Source organism: Companilactobacillus metriopterae, assembly GCF_004117915.1.
In the GTDB taxonomy this organism is placed as follows: Bacteria; Bacillota; Bacilli; order Lactobacillales; family Lactobacillaceae; genus Companilactobacillus; species Companilactobacillus metriopterae.
Window position 1 is genome coordinate 335,158 of record NZ_RSTD01000001.1, and the last position, 22,696, is coordinate 357,853.

General features: G+C 32.4%; 22 protein-coding genes. 18 read left to right on the top strand and 4 right to left on the bottom strand.

Translation table 11 applies throughout. The features are described 5' to 3' along the window. Nucleotides 1–2: 2 nt before the first annotated feature. The 14 genes from EKN01_RS01695 to EKN01_RS01760 all read left to right on the top strand — a co-directional run bounded on the left by EKN01_RS01695 (nt 3) and on the right by EKN01_RS01760 (nt 13,926). Complete coding sequence (locus EKN01_RS01695) at nt 3–1,019, top strand: CdaR family protein (RefSeq protein ID WP_241685226.1); 1,017 nt, start codon at nt 3–5, stop codon at nt 1,017–1,019. A gap of 20 nt (nt 1,020–1,039) precedes the next feature. Next, a complete protein-coding gene (gene glmM, locus EKN01_RS01700; protein ID WP_129044706.1) occupies nt 1,040–2,404 on the top strand; it encodes a phosphoglucosamine mutase in 1,365 nt (454 codons plus the stop codon). 182 nt (nt 2,405–2,586) lie between these two features. Beyond that, complete coding sequence (glmS, locus tag EKN01_RS01705; protein ID WP_129044707.1) at nt 2,587–4,395, top strand: glutamine--fructose-6-phosphate transaminase (isomerizing); 1,809 nt, start codon at nt 2,587–2,589, stop codon at nt 4,393–4,395. Between the two features lie 79 nt (nt 4,396–4,474). Then, nucleotides 4,475–6,058 (top strand): APC family permease, encoded by a 1,584-nt coding sequence (locus EKN01_RS01710; protein ID WP_129044708.1) that lies wholly within the window; start codon nt 4,475–4,477, stop codon nt 6,056–6,058. Nucleotides 6,059–6,061: 3 nt separating this feature from the next. Then, on the top strand, nt 6,062–6,586 hold the full coding sequence (locus EKN01_RS01715) for a VanZ family protein (protein ID WP_129044709.1): 525 nt from the start codon (nt 6,062–6,064) through the stop codon (nt 6,584–6,586). Between the two features lie 62 nt (nt 6,587–6,648). After that, nucleotides 6,649–7,368: a YebC/PmpR family DNA-binding transcriptional regulator gene (locus EKN01_RS01720; RefSeq protein ID WP_129044710.1), complete on the top strand. Its 720-nt coding sequence runs from the start codon at nt 6,649–6,651 to the stop codon at nt 7,366–7,368. A 72-nt stretch (nt 7,369–7,440) separates the two neighbouring features. Further along, the gene (gene comGA / locus EKN01_RS01725) at nt 7,441–8,409 is read left to right on the top strand and encodes a competence type IV pilus ATPase ComGA (RefSeq protein WP_129044711.1); all 969 of its coding nucleotides are present in this window, start codon (nt 7,441–7,443) and stop codon (nt 8,407–8,409) included. Then, on the top strand, nt 8,402–9,388 hold the full coding sequence (locus EKN01_RS01730) for a type II secretion system F family protein (RefSeq protein ID WP_164966343.1): 987 nt from the start codon (nt 8,402–8,404) through the stop codon (nt 9,386–9,388). Before comGA ends, EKN01_RS01730 begins: the two co-directional genes overlap by 8 nt. Further along, nucleotides 9,388–9,693 (top strand): competence type IV pilus major pilin ComGC, encoded by a 306-nt coding sequence (gene comGC, locus EKN01_RS01735; protein WP_129044713.1) that lies wholly within the window; start codon nt 9,388–9,390, stop codon nt 9,691–9,693. Before EKN01_RS01730 ends, comGC begins: the two co-directional genes overlap by 1 nt. Next, nucleotides 9,671–10,117 carry a type II secretion system protein gene (locus EKN01_RS01740; protein ID WP_129044714.1) on the top strand — a complete coding sequence of 149 codons (447 nt, stop codon included), beginning with the start codon at nt 9,671–9,673 and terminating at the stop codon, nt 10,115–10,117. Before comGC ends, EKN01_RS01740 begins: the two co-directional genes overlap by 23 nt. Further along, entirely contained in the window at nt 10,101–10,382 is a 282-nt protein-coding gene (locus EKN01_RS01745) for a hypothetical protein (RefSeq protein WP_099974511.1), read from the top strand. The genes EKN01_RS01740 and EKN01_RS01745 overlap by 17 nt, the downstream gene beginning before the upstream one ends. Further along, nucleotides 10,357–10,848, top strand: coding sequence for a ComGF family competence protein (locus EKN01_RS01750; RefSeq protein WP_129044715.1), 492 nt, complete (start codon nt 10,357–10,359; stop codon nt 10,846–10,848). The genes EKN01_RS01745 and EKN01_RS01750 overlap by 26 nt, the downstream gene beginning before the upstream one ends. Nucleotides 10,849–11,091: 243 nt before the next feature. Further along, nucleotides 11,092–12,105: a class I SAM-dependent methyltransferase gene (locus EKN01_RS01755; protein WP_099974513.1), complete on the top strand. Its 1,014-nt coding sequence runs from the start codon at nt 11,092–11,094 to the stop codon at nt 12,103–12,105. Nucleotides 12,106–12,252: 147 nt separating this feature from the next. Further along, nucleotides 12,253–13,926, top strand: a complete 1,674-nt coding sequence (locus EKN01_RS01760; protein WP_129044716.1) for an oleate hydratase — start codon at nt 12,253–12,255, stop codon at nt 13,924–13,926. 42 nt (nt 13,927–13,968) lie between these two features. On the opposite strand, the gene nagB is transcribed toward EKN01_RS01760, so the two are convergent. The 4 genes from nagB to EKN01_RS01780 form a co-directional block, all read right to left on the bottom strand. Beyond that, complete coding sequence (nagB, locus tag EKN01_RS01765) at nt 13,969–14,697, bottom strand: glucosamine-6-phosphate deaminase (protein WP_129044717.1); 729 nt, start codon at nt 14,695–14,697, stop codon at nt 13,969–13,971. A 113-nt stretch (nt 14,698–14,810) separates the two neighbouring features. After that, nucleotides 14,811–15,662 (bottom strand): glycerophosphodiester phosphodiesterase, encoded by an 852-nt coding sequence (locus EKN01_RS01770; protein WP_129044718.1) that lies wholly within the window; start codon nt 15,660–15,662, stop codon nt 14,811–14,813. A gap of 61 nt (nt 15,663–15,723) precedes the next feature. After that, nucleotides 15,724–16,395 carry an ABC transporter ATP-binding protein gene (locus EKN01_RS01775; RefSeq protein WP_129044719.1) on the bottom strand — a complete coding sequence of 224 codons (672 nt, stop codon included), beginning with the start codon at nt 16,393–16,395 and terminating at the stop codon, nt 15,724–15,726. Between the two features lie 12 nt (nt 16,396–16,407). Continuing rightward, nucleotides 16,408–17,463 (bottom strand): ABC transporter permease, encoded by a 1,056-nt coding sequence (locus EKN01_RS01780; RefSeq protein WP_129044720.1) that lies wholly within the window; start codon nt 17,461–17,463, stop codon nt 16,408–16,410. Between the two features lie 136 nt (nt 17,464–17,599). Between EKN01_RS01780 and EKN01_RS01785 the strand changes: the two genes are divergently transcribed. From EKN01_RS01785 to nudC, 4 genes are all read left to right on the top strand, one after another. Next, complete coding sequence (locus tag EKN01_RS01785) at nt 17,600–19,267, top strand: glycosyltransferase family protein (protein ID WP_129044721.1); 1,668 nt, start codon at nt 17,600–17,602, stop codon at nt 19,265–19,267. A gap of 232 nt (nt 19,268–19,499) precedes the next feature. After that, nucleotides 19,500–21,005, top strand: coding sequence for a glycerol kinase GlpK (gene glpK / locus EKN01_RS01790; protein WP_129044722.1), 1,506 nt, complete (start codon nt 19,500–19,502; stop codon nt 21,003–21,005). Between the two features lie 16 nt (nt 21,006–21,021). Next, a complete protein-coding gene (locus tag EKN01_RS01795) occupies nt 21,022–21,741 on the top strand; it encodes an MIP/aquaporin family protein (RefSeq protein ID WP_099974525.1) in 720 nt (239 codons plus the stop codon). Between the two features lie 89 nt (nt 21,742–21,830). Next, nucleotides 21,831–22,652, top strand: a complete 822-nt coding sequence (nudC, locus tag EKN01_RS01800; protein WP_129044723.1) for an NAD(+) diphosphatase — start codon at nt 21,831–21,833, stop codon at nt 22,650–22,652. Nucleotides 22,653–22,696 lie beyond the last annotated feature (44 nt).

Here is a 22,696-nt window from a genome sequence, read left to right on the forward strand (position 1 = left end):
TTATGATGAGAAATATTCTTAATAGTAAGTACTTTTACTTAGTAGTATCACTATTCTGTGCAATTTATTTATTTTTAAATGTTAGTACACCGGGAATGGGATCTACAAGAGATTCCAATCAGGCTAACACTTCTAATGTTAATACTTCGGCTACTATGAAGATGCCTTTGCAAGTCCAAGCTGATAAGGGAAAATATATAACTGGTTATCCAGGTAAAGTTTCAGTTAATATAGAAGGCTCTTCTGCCTTAGTGACAAGTACAAAGAATACACAAAATTTTCGTGTCTACATTAACTTAACAGGTTTATCAAATGGTAAACACAAAGTTAAAATTCAGGAAAAGGGTTTGAATCGTGAATTAACATGTTCATTTAAACCAAGTTATGTAACAGTCAATATCCAGACAAGCTCTGTGGCTGAGTTACCTGTTGAAGTAGAATATAACAAAGATGCCTTGGCTGATGGTTATGAGGTAGGTAAGATCAAGGTTTCTCCAGATACAGCCAAAGTTACTGGAGCAAAATCGGAAATTAAAAAAATTGATAGAATAGTTGCTAAACCTCTATTACCCGGTGGTATTAAAAATACATTTGACCAAGAAGTATTGTTGCAGGCCTTGGATAAAGAAGGACACACACTAAATGTTGTTCTAGAACCTCAAACTGCTAAAGTAACTATTCCTATCTCTCTTCCAAGTAAAGAAGTTACTGTTAATTTAAAAGCAACGGGGGATAACGCAGGTAATGTAACCCTTAGTTCAAAAACTAAGAAAGTTACGGTCTATGGTTCTGCCAAACAAATAGCAGCAATATCTAGTTCTATAGATATTCCGGTTGATGTATCAGATGTTTCTGGTGATATGAGAAAAACTGTTAATATTATTAATACTTTAGGTAGTAAAATAGTTGATTCAGACCCAGAACAAATATCTGTTGATATAAAATACACTAACAATTCAACAACCACTGATAGCAACAACACAAATACAATAACAGATTCAAATAATGAAGATGACTAATTTTTGGGGGTATATAAATAATGACTAAATATTTCGGAACTGACGGTGTTAGGGGTATTGCAAATAAAGAACTGACACCAGAGTTGGCATTTCAACTAGGTAGAGCGGGTGGTTTTGTCTTAACAAAACATTTTGAAGAATCCAATGAAAAAGATCAAAATCCACGTGTACTAGTTGCAAGAGATACAAGAATTTCAGGTCAAATGTTACAGTCTAGTTTGATTTCTGGACTACTTTCAGTAGGGATAGAGGTGCTCGATTTAAATGTTGTAACTACACCTGCTGTAGCATATTTGGTTAAAGCCGTTTCAGCACAAGCTGGAATTATGATTTCTGCATCACACAATCCTGCTGCTGACAATGGTATTAAGTTCTTTGGTTCAGATGGATACAAACTTCCGGATGAAGTAGAAGACGAAATCGAAGTTCTTCTAGATGCTCCAGAGGATCTATTACCAAGACCTTCTGCAGAAGGTCTTGGAATAAGCTCAGATTATCCAGAAGGATCTCAAAAGTATCTACAATTTTTAAAACAAACACTTTCAGATGACCTTGAAGGAATGAATGTTATTATTGATACCGCTAATGGATCAACAAGCAAACTAGCAAGTAGTTTATTCGCTGACTTGAATGCAGATTTTGAAATCATGGCTTCACATCCTGATGGCATTAATATCAATCGTCAAGTAGGATCAACTCATCCTGAAGGATTAGCACAAAGAGTCAAAGATTCTAACGAAGCTATGGCGGGTATCGCTTTTGATGGTGATGGCGATAGATGTATCGCTGTAGATGAAAATGGTGAGATTGTCGACGGAGATAGAATTATGTTTATCTTAGGACAATTTTTACATGATGAAGGTCGTCTAAAGAAGGATACAATTGTAACTACTGTAATGAGCAATCTAGGCCTATATAAAGCAATTGAAGAACATGGTATGCAAGATGTTCAAACTGCTGTAGGTGATCGTCATGTCGTGGAAGAAATACGTAAAAATGATTACAATCTTGGTGGAGAACAATCAGGTCACATTGTCCTTTACGATTATCTAAACACTGGTGATGGAATGTTAACAGCTATCCATCTGCTTTATATCATGAAAAGAACAGGAAAGACTTTGTCTGAATTAGCAAGTCAAGTAACTATTTATCCACAAAAATTGGTTAATGTTCCTGTTGCTGATAAAGAATCTTGGAAAGAACATACAGCAGTTATGGATGTTATTCAAGAAGTGGAATCAGAAATGGCTGGAGACGGACGTGTATTAGTTCGTCCTAGTGGAACAGAATCATTGCTACGCGTCATGTGCGAGGCTCCAACAGAAGAAAAGGTTAACGCATATACAGATAAAATTGTAAAAGTTGTTGAATCTGAAATGAATTAAAAGACCGAAAGGTCTTTTTTTTATTTATTTGAGCTATACCATTTTAATAAAATTAAAGAAATGTTTGACAAACTATATATAAATTTAGTATTCTATCAGCGTTGAAAGAAAAACAACACTTAAAAATTGACTATACCAATTTAAATAAAACTAACTATACCAATTAAAGGATGCTAATAATTATGTGTGGAATTGTCGGAGTTATTGGAAACACAGAAACAACAGATATTTTACTTAATGGTCTGGAAAAACTTGAATATCGTGGATACGATTCAGCTGGTATTTATGTTAATGACCAAAATGGCAAAGATTTTCTAGTTAAGGAAGTTGGTAAAATCAGTCAACTTCGTAATGCAGTTGGTCCAGATGTACAAGGAATAACAGGAATTGGACATACACGTTGGGCAACTCATGGTGAACCTACTGTGGATAACGCACATCCACATTTCTCTTCAGATGATCGTTTCTATCTTGTTCATAATGGAGTTTTAACTAACTTTAATGAAATTAAATCTGAATATCTATCAGATGTTCAATTTAGAAGTGAAACAGATACTGAAGTTGCAGTTCAATTAATTTCAAAATTTGCAAATGAAGGTCTTAGTGCTGAAGATGCATTTAGAAAAGCTCTAGGTATCATTGAAGGATCATACGCATTTGGTCTAGTAGATACACAAGAGCCAGATAAGATTTTTGTTGCAAAGAGTAAGAGTCCACTACTTATAGGACTTGGAGATGGCTTTAACGTTATCTGTTCTGATGCAATGGCCATGTTAGACCGTACAAATAAATTTGTTGAAATTCATGATGGTGAAGTTGTTATTCTTGAAAAAGACAAAGTATCTATTAGTAAATTAGATGGAACACCTGTTGAAAGAGAATATTACACAGTTGATATTGACGCTAATGATATTTCTAAGGGTACATATGACACATTCATGTTAAAAGAAATTGATGAACAACCCGTTGTTATGAGAAAAATTTCATCACATTATCTAGACGGAAATAAAGTTAACGTGGATCCTGCTCTAATTAACGAGTTAAAAGAGGCAGATCGTCTATACATTATCGCTGCTGGTACAAGTTATCATGCCGGATTAGCTGGAAAAGAAATTTTTGAAAAATTATGTGACATTCCTGTAGATGTAGAAGTTGCTAGTGAATTTGGATATCATATGCCAAAACTTTCTAAAAAACCATTCTTCTTATTCTTATCACAAAGTGGTGAAACAGCAGATAGTAGACAAGTACTTGTTAAAGTAAATGAATTGGGATTACCAAGTTTAACAATGACAAATGTTCCTAATTCAACACTTTCACGTGAAGCTAACTACACAATGGAACTTCTTGCAGGTCCAGAAATTGCTGTTGCTTCTACAAAAGCATATACAGCCAACATCGCTGTTGAAGCAGTTCTTGCTAAAGCACTTGGTGAAGCCAAAGGAATTCAAGCAGCAATCGATCTAGATTTGAAAGCACAATTAGCTATGGCTGCTAATGGTATTCAAACTATTATTGATGAAAAGAGTCTATTTGAAGGTATTGCAAGAGATTATCTTACAGATAAAAGAGATGCTTTCTACATTGGACGTGGCGTTGACTATGCGCTATCACTAGAAGCAGCATTGAAGCTAAAAGAAATTTCATATATTCATTCTGAAGGATTTGCTGCAGGTGAATTGAAACATGGTACAATCTCATTGATTGAAAAAGATACTCCGGTATTTGCCTTTATTAGTGATAAGATTGGTCAAGATCACACAAGAGGTAATATCAAAGAAGTTGAAGCTCGTGGAGCTAAGGTTCTAAGGATTGTTTCATCTGATTTTGCTCAAGAGGGCGACCAAATTGTTCTACCCGAAATTGATCAAATGATTTCACCACTAATCAGTGTTGTTCCTGCTCAATTAATTGCTTACTATGCAAGTTTGCAACGTGGTAACAATGTTGATCAACCAAGAAACTTGGCAAAGAGTGTTACAGTTGAATAATTAATTAAAAATACTCTGTTAAATTCAGAGTATTTTTTTTATTATTAATAGAATAACTATTTTAGGGGTTGTTTAATCAATGAAGAAAAAATTGAATTTATTTTCTACTACCATGTTTGGATTAAGTGCCATTATTGGATCTGGATGGATGTTTGGAGCTAGTCAGGCAGCAAAAATTGCTGGGCCAGCTGCCATAATTTCATGGATACTTGCTGCAATTATTGTTGCTATGATGGCAAGTGTCTTCGTTGAAGTTGGTACAATGTTTCCAGAAGATGGTGCGATGAGTCGCTTCACCATGTATACTCATGGTTCTTTATTGGGCCATATGGCGTCTTGGTCCAATTGGTTTGCCTTATTGGCAATATTGCCTATTGAAGCCGTTGCAAGCACTCAGTATATGAGTACGTGGCCATGGGGATGGGCAAAGTGGACAGCCAATCTTATGAATGGAGACAATCTATCGGTTTATGGATTATTAATGTCCTTCATATTGTTGTTTGTCTTCACTATATTGAACTATTGGTCTGTATCTATAATGGCAAGATTTAATAATTTAATATCTATTTTTAAATTAGCTGTTCCTATTTTAACAATGATATTTCTAGTGAATGCACATTTTGATATGGGTAATTTTGGAAGTAGTGTTCATCAATTTATGCCAAACGGCAGTTCATCAATTTTTATTGCCATAGGTAGTGCTGGAATAATTTATTCATACGTTGCATTTCAAACCTTAGTAAGTATCGGAAATGACATTATTAATCCTGCAGTTAATATTCGTAGGGGAATAATAATTTCGCTATTTATTAGTGCAGTAATCTATATTGCATTACAATTTGTATTTATAGGAGCACTTCCACATAGTGTGGTAACTAACGGTTGGTCTAATCTTAATTTTAATTCACCATATGCTGATCTAGCGATTATGCTAAATGTATACTGGCTGTCTACCTTAATTTACTTTGCTGCATTTGTATCACCTGTGGGAAGTGGTATTGCATTCTCAGCATCTGCAAGTAAATCACTTTCATCAATGACTAAGAATAAGCATTTTCCTTTGTTTATAGGATCAACAAATAATAAATATAATTCTCCAAGAATTGCGTTATTGGTTAACTTCATCGTTAGCTTTTTGTTGATTCTACTATTTAAAAATTGGGCACTACTTGCAAGAGTCGTGGCGGCTGCAACGTTGATATCGTTGTTAACTGGTCCAGTAGTTGTAGGTTCTCTCAGAAAAATTGCTCCAGATTTTAAACGTCCATCTAAGATTAGAGGTATGAAAATATTGGCGCCAGTCACTTTTGATGCTATTAGTTTAGCAATTTATTGGTCAATGTTTCCAACCGCTGTTGAGGTCATTATTTTAATCATTATTGGATTACCAATATATATTTTTTACGATTATAAAAGAGGGTTTAGAGAATTTAAGCTAAAATTATATTCAAGTTTGTGGTTTATATTTGAGTTACTATTCTTATCGATTGTTTCATGGTTAGGAAGTGTCCATTTTGGTGGAATTGATTTGATACATTATCCTTGGGATTTCCTAGTAATTATAATTGGATCTACAGCGTTTTATTATTGGGGCATCAACTCTTCATACAAATCAGGATATTTTGAAGATGCTAGAAAATTAAATGAAAAAGTAGATTGGTAATTTATGGACAAAAAAATAATTGATAAACAAAAATGGTTTGCTTGGATTGTTGTTTTAATAGAAGGAATTTTGTTTTATAGTTCATCAATGACATATAAACAACAAACATCGGTGCCATTTTTAGAAAAGAATATTGAGAATAAACCACTCTACCACTTTTTAAATGGCATTAAATTTAATTATGGTGGCAAAGTGCAATCTATTGAAAATGATGGATATTACCATTTTGTGGAATTCTTTATTCGCAAGGGTGCCCACTTTGGAATTTATTTGGTATTAGGAATATTTTTGGTATTGTTTTTATATAAATACTTTGAAAATAATCATTGGTTACTAGCTTTTGTAGGTTGGATGACTACTACTGGGTTAGCTGCATTTGATGAATTTCATCAAGGTTTGACAGGTGGTCGCAGTCCTATGGTCGAGGATGTAATCTTGGATAGTATGGGTGCACTATTTGGAATTGTAATTTTATTGACAATAATATGGATTATTCAGAGAAGAAATACTCGTAAAATATTGAATTAAACGTTTTCTTTTGATATTATTTAGTCTGGTTTCAAAAAAATTAACGAAAGAAGGAAGCAGAAATGTCAGGACATTCAAAATGGCATAACATACAAGGCCGAAAAAATGCTCAAGATGCTAAGCGTGGTAAGATTTTCCAAAAAATCTCACGTGAAATCTTTATGGCAGCAAAGGCGGGTGGTCCGGATCCTGCTAGTAACCCTGCTCTTCGTTTAATGCTAGATAAGGCCCGTTCAGCGAACATGCCAAAAGACAACATCAAGCGTGCTATTGATAAGGCCGCTGGTGGTAGTGATGAACATTATGATGAAGTAGTATATGAAGGATATGGACCAGGTGGAGTTGCTGTTCTAGTTGAAGCACTAACTGATAACAAGAACAGAACTGCATCATCAGTTCGTGTTGCTTTCACTAGAAATGGTGGTAACATGGGTTCTGCTGGATCAGTTGCTTACATGTTTGATCGCCGTGGATATATCGTTCTTGAGAGAGAAAAGAATACTCAAGAAGAAGACGATGTATTAATGGATATTATGGATTTAGGTGCAGATGATTTGCAAACTTCAGATGAAGTATTTGAAATTTATACAGGACCTAAAGAATTTACAGCGGTTCGTGATGGATTAATTGAAAAAGGTTATGATATTTCTAACGCTGAATTAACTATGATTCCTCAAAATACAACAGAAGTTCCAGAAGATAAACAAGAACAATTCGAACGCATGATCGATCAACTTGAAGATGACGATGATGTATCAGAAGTATATACAGCAGCAGAATAATATAAAAAAAGACAACACACAAAGTGTTGTCTTTTTTTTATTACGTAATTTAAATTCATGAAAGGAGAAAATATGTCAGCTGACGAAATAGTCAATGATTTACTACATAAAGCGATGCAGGATGTAGTGACAGATATTTATTTTATACCTAAGTCTGATTTTTATATTATTCAGGCAAGAAATCAAAGTAGTCGGCAGGTAATATCGCAGCTGAATAGTGATATGGCTCAAAGTTTGATGAATGTATTAAAGTTCCGTGGAGGACTGGACATCGCCGAAAAGAGACGTCCACAAAAAGGTTCATTTGTATTTGAATCTGACACAGCCAACGTTAGTATTCGAATATCTAGTATTGGTGATTACAAGAATAGAGAATCACTAGTAATTAGACTTATCTACAATTCAGCCGTAGTAGATACATCTATTGACCAGATAGTTAAAGATTTATTATTATCAGCCAAGAAGCCTGGGATGATGGTATTTTCAGGGCCGATGGGATCTGGTAAGACAACTTTGATGTATAGAATAGCCAGAGAATTATCTGGTCAAAAAATGGTAATGTGTATTGAGGATCCAATTGAAATTGAGGAACCAGAATTTATACAGTTACAAGTAAATGAACAAGCTCAGATGACTTATGAAGAGCTAATAAAAGCCAGTCTGCGACATAGAGCAGAAGTATTAATAATTGGGGAAATCCGGGATAAAGAAACCGCTAAAGTAGCTCTTCAAGCGGCAATGTGTGGATATACAGTATTAACAACTATACATTCGAAGTCTAAATTTTCAGTTATAAAGAGAATGGTTCAGCTAGGTATTGATCCTGATGAAATTGTAAATGGGGTAAATTTAATTTCATATCAAAGATTAATACCTACCATATCCAAAAGTGAAATATTTATAGACTCAATAAGTAATTCTAAAATAATAGAATTTTTAGAAAATTCAAAACGTGATGACAACTGGAAACTTCAATTGAAGGAATCTCTAAACAAAGGAGTTATCACAAAAGATATATATGAAGAGTATATTAGTGGGTAAGAAAAGGGTATCAGCCAACAAGAAGTCAGAATATTTACTAACAATGAGCAAGTTAATGAAAAATGGGTATTCATTACTAGCTGCTGTTAGAAGTTTACATATTATGACTAAAGATAAAATATTTAATTTAATTGAAGCCGATTTAGAACAAGGGAATAGTGTTGCATTTGCTATGCAAAGATTGGAATTACCATTAACGATGATAAATCAGTTTTTTATAGCCGAGCAAAATGGTGAAATAGTAAAAACATTTAATCAATGTGGGTTACTTTTGAGTTCTAAGAAAAAACAATTAGATAAACTAAAAGAATTATTGATGTATCCTCTGGTCATATTATTTTCATTAGTAATTATGATTATAGGAATAAAATTCTATATTATTCCGCAATTAGAGGTTGATGATTATGAGTTTATATTTGATATTTTGCAGAAGATTGTAATTACAGTAGGGGTACTTTTAATAACATTTATAATTTATTTCATTAAAAAATTAGCGAAAAAAACTGAATATAATAAAGCTTTAACGTTAATTAAGTTACCAATTGTAGGGAAAGTACATTTGGCTTTCTATCACTATTTGATTTTACAGGGCATAGGTATGCAGATGAGTGGTGGAACAAATTTAAACCAAGTTTGTCAAATGAGTAGAATATATGTAGAAGGATCTATCCAACAAGAATTATCTAGATACATTCAAAAATCGCTTAACAAGGGGTTAAAACTAGATGTTTTAATTGATAATTCTGTGTTGATTCCAGATGAATTGAAATCAATCATTAATTTGGGTGGCGATAATCAATCAATGGCAAGAGATATCTTGTTAATGTCGGATTTAAAATATAGCGAAACTACCAAAAAAATAAAAAACATTTTAAACTTGGTTCAGCCAGTACTATTTTTGGTAATTGCTATATCGATAATTACTACATATTTATTGGTTCTGCTACCGGTTTATGGAATGATGAGGGGAATTTCATAATGAAGAAAAAATTATTGAAGAAAACTAAAAAGGCATTTACTCTTATTGAAATGGTTATTGTATTGTTTATCATTTCCTTGCTACTTCTGATTATTTTGCCTAATTTAGGGGAGCAAAAAAAATCAGCATCAAATAAAACTGATGAAGCGTTTAGAACAACTCTTCAAACACAAGTAGATTTATACGATGGAAATGCTAAAAGTTTTGATGACCTAGAGAATGCACATCTAATTTCAAATAAACAAATGAAAAAAGCCACAGATGAGGGATACACTATCATAAATGGTAATGTTGAGAAAAAATAATGCTTTTGGAATGATTGAGGCAATTATTGCATTATCAATTACCTGTATTGTTTTGAGTATCAGCATAACTGGAATTAATCAATATAAATTAAGGATTGAAGAAAAACAATTTCTTCAATCCTTTAAATTTTCATGGACAAACACATTAAATTATTCTTATTTATCAAACAGTACCTGCGAAATGATTGTTCTTCCCGATGAACAAAAAATCGTTTTTAAAGATATTGACGGAAATAAAGAATTAAATGTAGTGAAAATTCCTGAGTATATTAAATATGGTAATGGTGGTTCTAAAATCATAAAAATAAATGGATCTTCTAAAGGTTATACGATAATTTTTATCTCTTCCCTTAGTGGTAAACGTTACACTTTCAAAGTCCAATTACATTGGGGAGAAATTTTAGAAAATGTTGAAAAAATCTAGTGGATTCATTTTTGCTGAATCATTAATTTCTTTAATGATTGCAGTTTTGATTACAATTACTCTTTCTTATACAGTATCAGCTCAATTTGAGATGTTACACAAATATGAACGAAAAATTAACGCTTATCGTTTTATAGATAATCATATTCAATCAGACAAAGTGCCTGATAAGTTAACTATAAAGAATTATACTTACATATTTTCTAAAAGTGATGATCTATATCAGGTAAGGGTTAATAATGAAATATATAAAATTAGATACTAAAAAGTCAGGCTTTTTATTAGCAGAAGCAATGATGTCCTTATTTGTGACACTATTAATTCTTCTGATACTAAGTCAAGTTATTGCAGTGATAAAGAATGTTGAAACAAGTGCAAATAGTGGATATATAAGAGGACAAGTGACCTATGATAAAATACAAAATTTATTAGAAGGGTCACAATTGAAAGTAAAGAATTCACACAGAATTATATTTAGACCAAGAGAAAATGGTGGATTTTCTAAAAATTCTTTTGTTATTGAAGAATATATAAGTAATCAAAAAATGATACGTTATAGATCCACCACTCATGGCGGTCATGTTCCATTAGTTACAGATATTGAAGATTGCCAATTTAGTTTAAATGGCGATGTTTTAAAGATAGAGATCATAGATAAAGAACATAAAAAATCAGAATGGTATATTACAAATAATCATGAAAATTTTCCAGAATTTATACCTACAGCATAGATCAGGTACAGTAATGGTAAATGTGATATTTATTTTATTCTTAAGTATTATGGTTATCTTGTTTTGTAATGATTATTACGTTAACCAAATGAGAAACTATCAAAAGTTAGATAAATTATATCAACAAAAGATAATTACTCATTTAGATAATGAAAAAATTGTTTTTGTTGATAATTAGAATACTTGAATTAAACAACATTTATCTGTAGAATTTACTTCTAGTTTATTAAAAGAGGTAGAGTAATGGCAGAAAATCAAGCACTACAACAATATTTTGATTTATTAGATGAATCCACAGCTCTTTTAAAGGAATCACTGTCTTCTTCTAATGTTGATGCTTTATCAGAAAATTTAAATAATATAGCAAATAAAGAAGTATTTGTTGAAAATGGTGCTCCAAATGAAGAAACAGTTCAAAAGTTAAATGATATATACAAAAAAATGTCAGATATTAATCTGACGCAGACACAATTGAAACAAGCTATCACGATTTCAATTATTAAATCACAACGCTCAGATAAGACTGAAGTTAACAAGTTAATGACACCAGATACTATCGGATTAATTTCAAGTGTGATTGGGTATGAGATTATTAAAAAACTAGATGTTAAAGAACTTAATATTATTGATCCTACTGTAGGAACAGGAAATCTTTTAATTGAATTTATTCATCAGTTAAAACTTGCGATGGATATTAATGTAAATGCAGCAGCCATTGATAATGACGAGAGTCTTCTGTCACTTACCAAAGTATTCGGTGAAGTATTGAATATCAACTTGGAAGCGTATTTACAGGACGCAATTGCTGATTGGCCAATAGAAGATATTCAGTTAGCTATTGCTGATCTACCTGTTGGTTATTATCCAGTTGATGATAATGCCATTAAATTCGAAACAAAATCAGAATCAGGTCATTCATACGCGCACCATCTCTTAATTGAACAAACTATGGATAATCTAAATGATGATGGTGTAGGAATTTTTATTGTTCCTTCACAAATTTTTCAAACTGAAGAAGCAAAGATATTGTCTAGTTGGATGGTCAAGAGTGTGTACTTGCAAGCAGTGCTTGATCTACCTAATAATCTTTTTACTTCAAAAGAAGCACAAAAATCTATTGTTGTTCTTCAAAAACATGGTGATCACTCTAAACAAACTCCAAATGTTCTTATGGGAACAATTCCAGATGTAAATAATATCAAGGAATTTGAAGAGTTTAGAAAGCAAATAAAAAAATGGTCTGAAGAAACATTTTAAAAGGAACTCCGAATGGAGTTCTTTTTTTGTTTACTATTCAAAAATAAAATCAATATTTTATGATTTTTTAATAATTTTATATGTGAAAACATTTACAAGATGTTAGAGTGGTGGTTAACTAAAGGTGTAGAAACGGAGGATTTTGTTATGACACGTAAAGCATATATGATTGGTACTGGTATAGGAAATTTGGCAGCTGGTATATATTTGATTAGAGATGGTGGCTTCAAAGGAGAACAAATCACTATGTATGGTTTGGAGACACATGGAGCCAATGATGGTAATACGGTTGCTGCATATGAATCTGAGTACAGTAATCCAAAACTTTCTAATAATAAAGGATTCCTAGCAAAGGGTGGACGTATGTTGAACGAAGAAACATATGAAAACTTATGGGATCTTTTGAGATCTGTTCCGTCATTAGATAATCCAGGACAAACTGTTACTGACGATATTTTGAATTTTGATCACGCACATCCTACACATGATGTTGGTCGTTTAATTGACAGTAATGGACCTCGTAATAAGGGTGGGAAAGATGATTATAAACATATGCAATTTAGTAATAAAGATCGTGTTTTATTATCTAAATTAATGTTGATGCCTGAAAAAGATGAAGAAAAATTAAATAATATTAGTATTGCTGAATGGTTCCAGACAAGTCCAACCTTTTTCCAAACTAACTTTTGGTACATGTGGCAAACTACTTTTGCATTCAAACGCGCTAGCTCTGCAATGGAATTAAGACGTTATATGAATAGAATGATACTAGAATTTAGTCGTATTAATACTTTGGAAGGTGTAACAAGAACACCATACAACCAATATGAGAGTATTATTTTGCCTATGAGAAGGTATCTTGAGGATCGCGGTGTAACTTTTGTAAATAATATGAAAGTCACTGACTTAGAATTCAAAGATACTCCGCTAATGGATGATATTATTGTTACAAAATTGATTATGCAAAATGTAACCAACGATGAGGTATCCGAGGTAGCAGTTGAAGAAGATGACATGGTATTTGATACTAATGGATCAATTACTGATAGCTCATCAATTGGTGATATCAATACTCCGGTCAAAGAAAATATGGAATATGCTCCTAGTGCTGAACTTTGGAAAAAGGCTGCAAGTAAGTTCTACTCTCTAGGTAATCCTGACAAATTCTTTAATGATCGCACTCAAAGTGAATGGTTAAGTTTCACTGTTACAACTGATGATCATAAACTTGTACAAGAAATTTCAAGAATTACTCAGCAAGAGCCAGGTAATGCCTTGAATACATTTATTGATAGTACAGCTTTACTATCAATTGTTGTACATCATCAACCACATTTCAAAGCACAAAAACCTAATGAATCAGTATTCTGGGGCTATTTCATGTATCCACGTAGAAATGGTGATTTTGTTCAAAAACCTATCATAGAAATGACTGGCCAAGAGATGCTAGAAGAACTTTTGGGACACCTTTCAAAAGTTGATCCAAGTAAAGACAATATTATGAATCACAAAGATGAGATTATGGATAGTATTATCAATGTAATACCTGTTCATATGCCATATGCAAGTGCTTTATTTAATCAACGTGCAGTAGGTGATAGACCAGCAGTAGTTCCTACTCATAGCAAGAATTTAGCATTTGTTAGTCAATTCTGTGAAATGCCATTTGATATGGTATTTACAGAACAATATTCATTTAGAGCTGCACAAATCGCTGTATACAAGTTCTTAGGAATTTCAGAAGCACAGTTAACACCTGTTCATCATTATGAAAAAGATCCTAAAGTTATGGCACGTGCTACTAAGACGATGTTGAGATAATAAAAAAGCCAATAGATTAATATCTATTGGCTTTTTTTGTGGTTATTTATTTTCTTCTACAGAAGAAGGACTTAGTAAACTTGCTGCATCTTTATCAATAATTACTATTACATTATCTTTTGTTTGTAAAACAGAAGCAGGTAAATCTTCTGTAACAGGTCCTTCAACCATACCTTTAATAGCTTCTGCTTTATCCTTTCCAAAAGCCATAAGGATAATTTCTTTACTCTTCATAATAGATGCAATCCCCATAGAATAAGCATATCTTGGGACATCATTTTTGTTTTCAAAGTAAACTGAATTTGCTTCAATTGTAGATTCAGTAAGGGCAACTTTATGAGTCTGTTCATCGAAAGAAGAACCTGGTTCGTTAAAACCAATATGACCATTTCTACCAATACCCAAAATTTGTAAATCAATAGGGTTGTCTTCAATCACTTTATTATAACGTGCTGTTTCTTCATCAGCATTTTTAGCAAGTCCATTAGGAACAAATGTTTTAGCAAAAGGTTTTTGATTAAATAGATGATCTTGCATAAAGTAACGATAACTTTGAGTGTCTTCGGGAGCTAATCCAACATATTCATCAAGGTTAACTGATGTCATATGAGAAAAATCAAGATCACTATTTGTCATCTCTTTGTATAGATCAACGGGGGTGCTACCTGTAGCAAGACCTAATGTCTTGATGCCTTTGTTCATAGATTCTTTAATAAGATCGAAAGCTACTTTACTTCCTTCTTTTTTGTCGTTTGTAATAATTAATTTCATGTTTTTGCTCCTCTTAAATCGGTATAGTCCAATTATAGAATTTAATTCTCATCCTGTCAATAAATACTATCGCTTATAAATAAAAAAAGATCTGACAATTGTCAGATCTTTTTTTATTTAACAAATTTCATTGTTTCTTTTGTGTTATTAGTAAACAAACTATCAACTTTGTTTTGCTTTATAGCATTGTAATTATCGTTATAAGTAGCAACTGTGTAGACGTTTGTTTTAAACCCTCTATCATGAGCTTTTTTGGCAATTTTATCAGTGTATTGTTCTTGGTCAAGAGAGATAAATGTTAAAAACTTAGGTGCATGTTCAAATTGGATTAGATAATCAGATTCGCTTGATGCTTCCATCAACCAAAGAGTAGGGACGTTCTTTTGCTCATCTTTTTTATGGAGTTGTTTTAAGGCATCTAGATCGGAGTCTTGAATGATAACATTACTATTCATTTTATATTTATTCAGTGTTTTGGCTAGTTGATCTTCAGTATTATCGAGTTCTCCATCACCTTTTTTTGATTCAATAATATAGTGGGTTGTTTTTTTATATTTTTTGAAGACATCAGAAAGTTTATGGATTGATTCACCATTACGTAATTTAACGTTTTTTAGTTCATCTGATGTAGATTCACTGATGTTAATATTTTTCCCCGTAGTACGTTTCAAATTGTTGTCATGTGACACATATAGGACATTATCCTTGCTTAGCCAAACATCTTGCTCTATAAATTTACTACCGTTTTTGATAGCTTCATTATATCCTGCATAACTATGTTCTGGTTGATTATCAGGTGTTCCACGATGAGAGAATATAAGCGGATTCTTTCCAGAAGCATTCTTGACAAGTGAGCTGACTGAATCTTTGTCCTTTGCAGCTAATGTAACACTTGGTGTAATTGCAATCGTTGCTGAGGCAACAATTAAGGATGATAAAATAGCTAACTTCTTCAAATTTTTCATAATATTTCCTCCAATATGGTTTCATTTTAGCAAATACTAATTGAATGAAGAAGTTATATATTTATTTTAGTGAAATTTTTCCATCCATTATTTCATATGTTTTATCAGCAAATTCCATAAGTCTTTGATCATGTGTAACAATGATTATCGCCTTATTTTGCTCAACAGCAAGATCTTTAAGAAGGCTACCAACTTCGATTACTTTTTCAGAATCCAGCGAAGCAGTTGGCTCGTCAGCTAGTACGATATCTGGATTTGCGTATAGTGCACGTGCAATTGCAACACGTTGATTTTGACCACCGGATAATTCGTTTGGATATTTATTAACATATTTTTCAATTCCCAATTTTTTGAGTAAATCTAGCAAATTATCTTTAGAAAAATTATTATCTTTTTTAATTTTATCCACTAGCTCAAATTGTTCACTTACAGTTAGGTATGGCACCAGGTTATACTTTTGTAAGATAAATCCGATGTTGTTAAGTCTTAAGGCATCTCTTTGCGAATCACTGAGATTTCCAACAGATTTACCTTCTATTTCTACTTGACCAGAGCTAGGAGTTAACAATCCACCCGCTATAGTTAAAAAGGTGCTTTTTCCTGATCCAGAAGGCCCTATTACAACAATTAATTCTCCTCTTTCTGCTGAAAAGTTTATGTCAGTTAGAACGTGAACTTTACTAGTGCCAGAACCAAAATATTTATTTATATTTGTTAGTTTAATAGCTGTCATGTCAATGCCTCCTTAAAGAATAGATACAGGGTCAATTTTTAGAATAGTTCTAACTGGGATAAGGGAACCTAGTAAACTAGTTAAAACAATACCTAGTGAAACTAGAGAAAGCATCTTAACATCAAAGAATATAGGAACACTTGCAGGTATTAACAATCCGGTTATGGCTGTCAAAATAACGGCAACTAATAAACCAACTATCACTAAGATAAGTGATTGATAAATGGTTGTTTTAACTAGAATAGATGCAGGAACTCCCTGAGCTCTAAGAACAGCGTAATTAGGAAGTTTTTGAATTGTTAAAATATATAGGAATACTGTAATTACAATTAGTGAAATGACCATTAAAAAGGCAATCATAAAAGTAAATGTTGCAACTTGTGCAGAATAACCGGGTAGTTTATTTATAAATTGACCGATTGGATATGATTTTAATTGATCTGAACTGAATTTTACCTTGTCATTCTTAGAAATAACAGCACTGGCAACGACTGTATTACCCATACCTCTTAATGTGGACCAATTATCCGTTGAACCATATATTATTGGTGCAATATTTAATTTGGCATTTTCTGTAAATCCAACAATTTTAAATTCAGTTTTACTTGAATTAAATTTAATTTTGTCACCAATTTTGTAGCCATTATTTTTGTAAGAACTATCTACGACAACATCTTTATTTTTTATAGATTTCTTACCTTCAGTAATTTTTAAATCTTTATAGATAAATTCATCAGTTTTTATACCCATGAATGAACCTGATACTTGGCTACGGTCTTTTGATTTAACTACAACCCCCATTTGGGCAACAGAAGCGTCTTTACTATTCATATTGATATTTTTGTATTGGTCGTTTGTAATCATGGACTGACTAATATTCGTATTTGAATCTTTATTTAGTAGGATACTTCTTGCACCCCACGTATCTAATACCTCTGTATTTTGGCCAGCAAGACCTTGTGCTAGTCCAGTTAGGATAAATATTAGGTAACCTATAAGAACAAACATAGAAATAATCAACGAATATCTCAATTTTTCATGAAGAATTTCTTTCACAGCTAGGAACATAATATTTCCTCCTCTAAATTATTAATAATAAAATTTGTTTATTTATATTATTTAATAATAAATAATTGGTTTTAGTCAAAATTAAAGTTTGATACTATTAGTAGTATAGTTAATATTCTAATTAAATGGGTGTAATATGATTAAAAAAAATATAAAGAAATTTCTGAAGTTAGATAATATCAGTAGCTTGATAGTATTTTCTATATTAATAAGTTTTCTGATAGTTCTTTCATTTGAATGGATACCAGGACACGTGTTTGCTACAGGGGATTATCATTTTCACCTAGATAGAATGTACGCAATAGTAGATGCTTGGAAGCACGGAATAATGTCACCACGAGTTGATAATTTCTTTGCTGGCGGTTATGGCTATGCAGCAAGTCTATTTTATCCAAATATATTCCTGTATCCAGCAGCTTTTGTGTATTTAATTACCTCAAGTGCAACAGTTTCATACTTATTTTTACTATTTTTTGTAAATTTACTGACATTTTGGATTACATATTTTGCAGGTAAAAGATTAAAATTACCAGAAAAAAACAATATTATTTTCACTGTTTTATATCTTTTAAGTGCTTATAGACTTCAGGATTTATTGAGTAGACATGATATTGGAGAATTGTTAGGTATAGCATTTTTCCCACTGATCTTAGCAGAGTTGATTAGATACAAAGATGGTGATACCAAAAATTGGTTTATCATTTCTTTTGCAATCGCAGGGGTAGGATACTCACATGTTCTATCACTAATAATGATAGTTGGGTTTGCTTTTATATATGCAATCATACATTTAAGAAGCTTTTTGAAAAAAGATACATTAATCCAACTTTTGAAAGCTGCAATGTTTACTTTAGTTTTAATGATTGCTTACATTGTTCCGGTATTGGAACAAATGAAATCGCAAAAATTTCAAGTTTCGACTAATCCATTGATAATAATTTCTGATAGGGCAATACCACTTCAAAATATTTTATTTAATTCATTTACCAATCAAATATTCCATGCAAGTACGGTTAATCTAGGATTTGTTGTTATAGTAGGATTGTTGGTTTATCTAGTATTTAACATAAGAAATCATAAGGATTTAGATTTAACGATACTTGCCACTGTGATGTTAATAGTCTCATCTTCACTTTTTCCTTGGAAATTATTGAAAAATACACCAGTATCTGTATTGCAATTTCCTTGGAGAATGTTCTCTTTAATTAGTTTAATTGTAGTTTATTTGATAGCTAAAGATGAGATGAACCTATTTTCAAGAAAGAGATTCTTGCCAATTTTTATGACCGTAGTGTCACTATTATCAATAGGTTTAGCGCAAGGAACAATTATTGTTTCCAACTACCGGGAACACCCATATTCTGAATTTGAAAAATTAGATTCATATAAAATCGGTGCAGGTACAGAATATTTACCTGAAGCTGTAAAATACAAACATTTGATTAAAAAAGAACGGGTACGTAAAATTTCTTATAATAAATCTGAAATTAAAATAAATGATTTGAAAATAAACAATGAAACAACAGAATTTTATTTCAATGCAAATAAGAAAAATACTGTCGTTACTATTCCCAAATTTTATTACAAGGGTTACCAAGCAATCGTTGGCGAAAAAGGTTCAGCTTCAGTTCCTTATTTAAATAAAAAGAACGGAATGGTTAACGTCAAATTGTCTGGAAAAGGATACTTAACCGTTAAATATCACATGACCACATTACAGGTTTTAAGTAGCATAATTTCACTTGCAGGTTTAGTTTTATTTATTTTAAGTAGAATTATAATTTCAAAAAAAGATACTGAATAGTATCTTTTTTTTATTTTGATTAAGGAAATAATAGCAGCACAAAACTTGTGAATTTGTTAATTTTAATATCTGTTAGTGAACGTAGAAATACCATTATTATCAATAAATTAAAAATAATGTCACAAATATTTTTCTTTCACAAAATTTGTGAAAAAAAACAACGAATTTATTTGGATTATTTCAGTAAGTATGATAAATTGAAAGCGTTAACAAAAGTTTAAGGAGTAAAATCATGGACGAAAAATACATAATGGCGATTGATGAGGGTACAACAAGTACCCGTGCCATAATCTTTGATCATAATGGAAATCAAGTGACAGATTCACAACGTGAATTTAAACAATATTTCCCAAAAGCTGGTTGGGTAGAACATGACGCAAATGAAATTTGGAATGCCGTGTTATCAACAATTGCTAATGCTTTCATAGGATCTGGTGTTCAACCAAGTCAAATTGCTGGTATTGGTATAACCAATCAACGTGAAACAACTGTAGTTTGGGACAAAAATACAGGTTTGCCAATCTACAATGCTATTGTTTGGCAAAGTAGACAAACCTCAGAAATTGCAGATAAATTGAAAGAAGACGGTCATGAAGATTTAATTCATGAAAAAACTGGATTGATTATTGATTCATATTTTTCAGCAACTAAAATTCGTTGGATTTTGGATAACGTTGAAGGAGCTCAAGAAAAAGCTGAAAAAGGAGAGCTTCTATTTGGAACAATCGATACATGGATTTTATGGAAATTAAGTGGTGGAACTTCACATAAAACAGATTACTCAAATGCAAGTAGAACAATGCTATTCAATATACATGAATTGAAATGGGACAAAGAGATTTTAGATATCTTAAATATCCCAGAAGCAATGCTTCCAGAAGCAGTGCCTAATGATGCTAACTTTGGTAAAACTAAGGATTATCATTTCTTTGGATCAGAAGTTCCAATTTCTGGAATGATCGGTGACCAACAAGGTGCGTTGTTTGGACAAATGGCATTTGATCCAGGAATGGTTAAAAATACTTACGGAACTGGTGCCTTTATTGTTATGAACACTGGTGAAACTCCTAAAATTTCAGACAATAACCTTTTAACTACAATCGGTTATGGAATTAATGGGAAAGTAAACTACGCTCTTGAAGGATCTATTTTTGTTGCTGGATCAGCTATTCAATGGTTACGTGATTCCATGAAACTTGTTGAAAGCGCACCTGATTCAGAAAAAGCAGCAACAGAGTCTACAGATGATGATGAAGTATACGTTGTTCCTGCATTTACTGGACTAGGAGCTCCATATTGGGACTCTGAAGCTCGTGGTGCGGTCTTTGGAATAACTCGTGGAACAACTAGAAATGACTTTATCAAAGCCACTCTACAAGCTCTTGCTTATCAATCAAGGGATGTTATTGAAACAATGGAAAAAGATACAGGAATTGATATTCCAACGTTGAAAGTTGACGGGGGAGCTGCTAGAAACAAATTCTTGATGCAATTCCAATCAGATATCTTACAAACACCAGTTCAAATGCCTAAAGATCTAGAAACAACTGCTTTAGGTGCTGCCTTCTTAGCTGGTATAGGTGTAGGTTTCTGGAAAGATATAGATGACTTAAAACAGAACTATGCTATAGGTGATTTGTTCGAACCAAGTATGGACAAGAAACGTGCTGAAGATTTATACTCAGGATGGCAAGATGCTGTTGAAGCCACAAGAACTTTTAAGCATAAATCAAAATAATTAAGGGGAATTAATTATGGATAATAGTTTGATGGTCCAATTAATTGGAGAATTTTTAGGTACAGCAATGTTAATCCTTTTAGGTGATGGTGTTGTTGCTGCCGTAAGTTTGAAAAAATCTAAAGCTGAAGGTGCAGGATGGATTGCGATAGCTTTAGGATGGGGACTTGCAGTTACAATAGCTGTATATTGTTCTAATTTTATGAGTGCAGCACATTTAAACCCTGCTGTAACACTAGGTATGGCTATTGCAGGTTCATTTAGTTGGAGTTATGTAGTGCCATATATTATTGCACAAGTATTGGGTGGATTATTAGGAGGAATTCTAGTTTGGATTCACTACTACCCACACTGGCAAGAAACAAAAGATGAAGCTACAATTTTAGGAATTTTTGCAACAGGACCTGCAATTAGAAATTATGCAGCTAACTTTATTAGTGAATTTGTCGGTACATTTGTATTAGTATTTGCATTATTAGCATTTTCAAAAACACAATTTGCCGGTGGTATGAATCCAGTTGCCGTAGGTGTTTTAATTACAGCAATTGGTTTCTCACTTGGAGGAACTACCGGTTATGCAATTAACCCGGCCAGAGATTTGGGCCCAAGAATTGCACATCAAATTTTGCCAATAGCAAATAAAGGAGCTTCAGACTGGTCATACAGTTGGGTTCCAGTATTTGGACCATTAGCAGGTGGAGCAGTCGCAGCACTTGTTTATGGATTGGTAGCATAAAAATAAAAAAACACTCAACTAAACTGTTTGAGTGTTTTTTTGTATTATAATAACCCAATACATTAACTGTTAAAAAGGAAGTGTTATTTTTGTTACAAGATATTGCACCGAAGACATTGAACAATCAATATGAAGAAGCAAGGAAACCAAAAGATAATGATTTGGTGGTCATTTATTCTAATCGTCAAGTTATTTTGAATAGTCATAAGAAATTCCCGACAGTTATTGAGGCACAAAATAGATGGAATTTTAAAAAGAGTAATCTTATCTATTTATTATCTGTGGATGAAATAGCTTTTTACCTAACGTTAGAACCAATTACTGAAGACGATAACTATCAATATAATAAATTTATAAGTTTAAGAAAATTAGAACCCAAATGGATGAGCTTTGTAGGAGCGACATCTACACAATTGGCTGAATGGTATGAAAACAACAAGTTCTGTGGAAGATGTGGTTCTAAAACTACACCTGATGATGTAGAACGTGCTTTATACTGTTCAAATTGTAATCAAAAGATATATCCAAATATTTCACCAGCGATTATTGTCGGTGTTACTAACGGAGATAAAATTTTACTTACTAAATTTTTATCTGGCTATGATAGATATGCCTTAATTTCCGGATATAGTGAAATAGGTGAAACTTTTGAAGATACTGTCAGACGAGAAGTGATGGAGGAGGTTGGCTTATCTGTGCATAACATCCGATATTTTGGAAGTCAGCCTTGGCCGTTTAGTCATTCATTGTTAACGGGATATTTTGCTGAGGTAGACGAGGATATTGCTATTCAACTAGAAACTGATGAACTTTCTAAAGCTCAGTGGTTTAGCCGAAAAAAAAAACCTACTGAAGACACAATTGATAGTCTAACTTGGACTATGATAGAAGCATTTAGAAGAGAGAAATAAAAAAGAGTTCAACCTAACTTGATAGGTTAAACTCTTTTTTTTAG